Source organism: Vibrio makurazakiensis, assembly GCF_050337375.1.
GTDB lineage: Bacteria > Pseudomonadota > Gammaproteobacteria > Enterobacterales > Vibrionaceae > Vibrio > Vibrio makurazakiensis.
The window spans coordinates 1-5263 of sequence record NZ_JAKJSW010000011.1 but is presented as its reverse complement, the minus strand read 5'-3'; the positions used below and the strand labels follow the sequence as shown (position 1 = coordinate 5263).

Annotated in this window: 4 protein-coding genes; 2 read left to right on the top strand and 2 right to left on the bottom strand. The window is 44.2% G+C overall.

Annotated features, from left to right (window positions below):
* Window positions 1-1694, bottom strand: a 1694-nt coding sequence (locus L4C33_RS00815; RefSeq protein ID WP_428810585.1) for a VCBS domain-containing protein, incomplete at its 3' end; no start/stop codon positions are given.
* A gap of 336 nt (window positions 1695-2030) precedes the next feature.
* Between L4C33_RS00815 and L4C33_RS00810 the strand changes: the two genes are divergently transcribed.
* Both L4C33_RS00810 and L4C33_RS00805 read left to right on the top strand, forming a co-directional pair.
* Entirely contained in the window at window positions 2031-3302 is a 1272-nt protein-coding gene (locus L4C33_RS00810) for a TolC family outer membrane protein (RefSeq protein ID WP_428810588.1), read from the top strand.
* Window positions 3303-3364: 62 nt separating this feature from the next.
* Complete coding sequence (locus L4C33_RS00805; protein ID WP_428810587.1) at window positions 3365-3919, top strand: OmpA family protein; 555 nt, start codon at window positions 3365-3367, stop codon at window positions 3917-3919.
* 168 nt (window positions 3920-4087) lie between these two features.
* On the opposite strand, the gene nhaA is transcribed toward L4C33_RS00805, so the two are convergent.
* The gene (gene nhaA, locus L4C33_RS00800) at window positions 4088-5245 is read right to left on the bottom strand and encodes a Na+/H+ antiporter NhaA (RefSeq protein ID WP_428810586.1); all 1158 of its coding nucleotides are present in this window, start codon (window positions 5243-5245) and stop codon (window positions 4088-4090) included.
* Window positions 5246-5263: the final 18 nt, after the last annotated feature.

Below are 5263 nucleotides of genomic sequence, written 5' to 3'. Positions count from 1 at the left end.
GTAATAGTTTCAGTGGCGGTGCCGTCCAGTGACGTCACTTGTAAGCTATCAGTCACCGCGTCGTCTTGATTGAGTGGGTCTGATAAGTCTGGGTCTAAAGTGTAACCCCATACGCCTGTATCGGTGTTAAAGGTAAAGGTACCGTAGTCCCCTTGCAGGTCGCCTGGGTCTTGGAATTTCGCTTCACCGTCATCCACATCTTCCACCAGAAGTTGGCCTCCGGCTGTCGCATCGCCTGCCACATCCAAGCCCACTTCAACCACATTTACATCTTCGCTTTCTGACGGTGTAATGGTCGCCCCATCGTTACTGCCCAAAATGTTCACAGTAATAGTTTCAGTGGCGGTGCCGTCCAGTGACGTCACTTGTAAGCTATCAGTCACCGCGTCGTCTTGATTGAGTGGGTCTGATAAGTCTGGGTCTAAAGTGTAACCCCATACGCCTGTATCGGTGTTAAAGGTAAAGGTACCGTATTCCCCTTGTAGGTCACCTGGGTCTTGGAATTTCGCTTCACCGTCATCCACATCTTCCACCAGAAGTTGGCCTCCGGCTGTCGCATCGCCTGCGACATCCAAGCCCACTTCTACCACGTTTACATCTTCACTTTCTGATGGCGTGATGGTCGCGCCATCGTTACTGCCCAAGATGTTTACGGTAATGGTTTCCGTATCAGTCCCATCTAAAGATGTCACTTCTAACACGTCGGTCTCTTCATCACCCGCATTTAGAGAGTCAGCTAACGCTTCATCTAAAATATACCCCCACACACCAGTGTTCGGATCAAATGTAAAGTTACCAAAATCTCCTGTGAGATCGGCTACAGGTTGAAATATACTTTCGCCATTATCAGGGTCAACAATACTAACAACTCCACCGGTAGTTCCAGAACCTATAGGAGTTTGTTCACCATCAATTCCTGCTTCAATAACATCACCGACTTCAGGAGTTATCACCGCTAAGTCATTCGTACCATCTATGGTCACAGTAATGACTTGTTCTGTACCGTCTGTCGTAATTACCGTAATCGTATCAGTGTTACTGTCTCCGACCGCTAGCTCGTCGTACGCGTCATCTGCTGTAAAGGTCCAGTTACCATCAGCATCGATAGAAAAAACGCCAAAACCGTTATCACCAGCCTCATCGGTAACAGGAACAAAATCCACACCTTCGACATCAGTTTCTAATAGTCCACCAGTAACGATAGGGGCATTTGTTTCATCCTCATTGATGAATGAGATCCCACTTACTAATGCTTGAGCAACAACTTGGATTAAAGCCAAGCTTTGAGTTTCAGATAAACCTTGTGACTCTAAACCTTCTGTTTCAAATTCTGTCGAAGCTTGAGACTCCGCACCGGTTCTTTCTATATCACCAGATCCAGTCAAACTCGAACCGTTTTGTCCACCGGCGGCGGTTGCGAAATCTTCACCTTGTTGAGTTGGATCGACACCCTGCTCTATTTGGTCAACAAGTTGGGCTATGACATCATCAATCGCAACATCTGTTGGCTGAAGTTGCTCACCAATCAATTGAGCAGATATATCAGTTTCACCTGCTGCTCCCTCACCAAGGTCTACGACTAGGTCTCCTGGGCCAGGTTGCTCACCTGGCTCTAACCGTCTCATTTGGCCTTGAGCATCGAGTACTACTGCACCATTTGCATACCCTAAAGCTGTTAGGTTTGTAAGTTTCATAATCCATTCCCTATGCCTTTACGACCCATTTCTGGTATGCAAGCAGCCCCCGCGCTTACATTTATCGCATCCTATAAATCTAGCTCACAACTATTGATATTCAACACAACAACGAAAATAGGTTTGCGCATTTTTTATTTTGTCAATTAAAACTGGTAATTAGTGACATTTTATTAGTTAAGGTTCTCACTTTTGATTTGATGAACTAAGCTTCGATTAGTTAAAAGTGTACTTAGCAGCTAGTTGAGGGCTTAACTAGCTGATTTGAACAGGCTTCGAAATGGAAGGAGTACTGCTTTGAAATTGTTAAACCTTACTTACCTTGGTTGTTTAATTATGATGTCTAACACGGTTAGTGCTCAGACGTTAGAACAGTCTGTCGCGATAACTTTAGCAACCAACCCTAATATCAAAAGCATCTTTAATGAATTTTCAAGTGCCAAGCAACTGAATGAAGCTTCCGGAGGTGCATATCGTCCGAGTATTGATTTAGATGCTGGAATTGGATACGAAGGGTTAAACCCTGTACCAATCAACGGTCCGGATACGGATTTAACGCGAAAGGAAGCGACGATATCATTGACCCAACTGCTGTGGGATGGCTCATCAACACTGAATGATATTGATAGAACAGCCGCCGACGCAGAGTCGATTAGATACCAACTGATAGCCGATTCGGAAGATATCGCTTTAGAAGTCACGCAAATATACTTAGATGCGGTAAAAGCTTCAGAAGTGCTGGCTTTATCGGAAAGTAACCTAGCTACGCACAAACGTATTTTTAAAGACATACAACGACGTGCGGAATCTGGTTTGGGTTCAACTGCCGATCTTTCTCAAGTAGAAGCTCGTATCGCAAAGGCGCACGGTAACTTACTCGCTGCGCAAAATAATTTGATTGATACCCACACACAGTTTCGCCGCATTGTGGGTCAGGAACCTTTAGGCCTAATTTATCCTCGAGCAGATGTGTCTAAACTTCCTCTTTCACTAACAGACGCCGTGGTATACGCGTTTGATCGCCACCCTGTGATTAAGATCTCTTCTGCAGACGTTGACGCTGCGCACTTTCAATACAAACAATCGAAAGGCGTAAACTACCCAACATTTTCTATTGAGGCATCGCAAACTTGGCGTGACGACGCAGGTGGGGATGAAGGTTCAAGCCAAGAAACTCTCGCTATGCTCCGTATGCGTTACAACCTTTATAATGGCGGCTCTGATAACGCCCGAAGCGAAAGTGCAGCCTACCAGTTAAACAAAGCTAAAGATTTACGTGACAAGGCATACAGACAGGTAGAAGAAGGCTTGAGACTGTCCTGGAGCGCATTAGATTTAACACTTCAACAGAAAAACTTCTTAGCTGACCACGTAGACTCTGCGGCAGAAACGGTCATCGCCTACGAGAAGCAATACCGAATCGGTCAACGAACCCTGCTAGATTTGCTCAACACTGAAAACGAGCTATTTGAAGCAAGAAAAGATTACCTAGATGCTCACTATTCAGAGCAATACGCAAAATACCGTGTACTAAATGCGACGGGTAGTTTGCTCGATGCTCTATTGGTTGACCTTCCTGAAGAATGGTCTCAGGGCATGGAGTACTAATCATGAAATATTTAACCACAGCAACAATCACCGCTTTGTCTTTGCTTGTCACACCAGCCGGAATGGCTTATGACGAAGAGCCTTATATCGAGACTCCAAAGGCAGAACAAATTTCCGATCTTTCTGATGACGATAGAGATGGCGTGGTAAATGCTCGCGATATCTGCCCTGGGACTCCAGAATCATCACAAGTTGATAATGACGGGTGCGGGGAACTATTCAGGACGGAAGAAGAGAAGCAACTTAAGATTCTTTTCGCTAATGATTCCTTTGAAATAAATCCAATTTTTTCAGCGCAAATACAAACTATGGCAGATTTTCTAGAAATTTATCAATCTGCATCTATTGAGATACAAGGTTATGCCAGTAAAGTTGGTGCTCCAGAATACAACTTAGAGCTATCTAAGAAACGGGCACACAACGTTGAGGATCGATTACTTAACTATGGTGTATCTGCAAACCGCGTAAGAATTGTAGGTTATGGTGAAAGTCGATTAGAAGACCAAGGTGATGATGAAATTGCCCATGCAGTGAACAGGAAAGTAACAGCAACAGTTGTAGGTTTAACTGAACAAGTTGTCGAGGAATGGACCATATTTACTACTCTTGAGAAGTAACCTTAACCTAAGTCAACAAGCAACAAGCAACAAGCAACAAGCAACAAGCAACAAGCAACAAGCAACAAGCAACAAGCAACAAGCAACAAGCAACAAGCAACAAGCAAGTTTACAAATAAAAAAGGCCCTTACAACAGTAAGGGCCTTTATTTTTACATTAACTTTTTACTAGCTTGTCGACTTAGCTGTCTTCGGCAATGAGAAATGTAGAAGTGCATAGCCTAAAATCGCTGCTGTCGTTGAGCCCATTAAGATACCCAATCGAGCAAACGTATCGAACTCTACATTGGCTGTACCAAAAGCAAGTGATGAGATGAAGATAGACATTGTAAAACCAATACCACACAACACCGACACTGCGAAGATATGAATAAAGTTAACACCTTCAGGAAGCTTAGCAATACCAAGTTTTACAGCAGCCCAGCTAAAGCTAAAGATACCAAGCGGCTTACCAACTAGCAGACCTAAAGCAATACCTAATGGAAGCATGCCCGTCAGGCTCGACATCGAGATCCCTTCAAGTGAAATACCAGCGTTTGCGAACGCGAATACAGGCAGAATAGCGAAGGCAACATAAGGGTGCAACGCATGCTCTAGATGCTTCAGTGGCGAGTGTTCACCTTTCTTACCTTGCAGAGGTATCGCAAAACCAATAACCACACCCGCTAGAGTCGCGTGTACTCCAGACTTCAATACAGCAAACCACAAGATAGCCCCGACAACGAGGTATACACTCAGCTTGGTCACTTTCTTAGCATTCAGCATGAACAGAACACCTGTCATGATAAAGCCAATTGTCAGTGCCATTGTTGAAAGGTCGCCTGAGTAGAATAGTGCAATAATTACTACAACACCCAAGTCATCAATAATAGCTAGCGCAAGCAAGAACACTTTCAAGCTCACAGGCACGCGAGGACCTAAAAGAGCCATGATACCCAAAGCAAACGCGATATCAGTTGCAGCAGGGATTGCCCAGCCTCTGATCGCTTCAGGATCGTTCATATTGAAAAATACGTACACCAACGCTGGTGCCAACATACCACCTATAGCAGCTATAGCTGGAAAGATTGCTGTCTCTTTTGACTTTAGAGCGCCTTCTAATAGTTCACGCTTTACTTCTAAGCCANTAAGTAAGAAAAACACAGCCATTAGACCATCATTGATCCAATGAGAAACGGACATCCCAAGTACATAAGTATGCAAGACATCTTGATACATAACGTTAAGTGGAGAGTTTGCTACGAACATGGCAACAGCGGCTGCAATTACAAGTAAGATACCGCCAGCAGATTCCATTTTAAAGAAGTCACGAATGACATCGTTCATGATTTCGCCCTTATATTT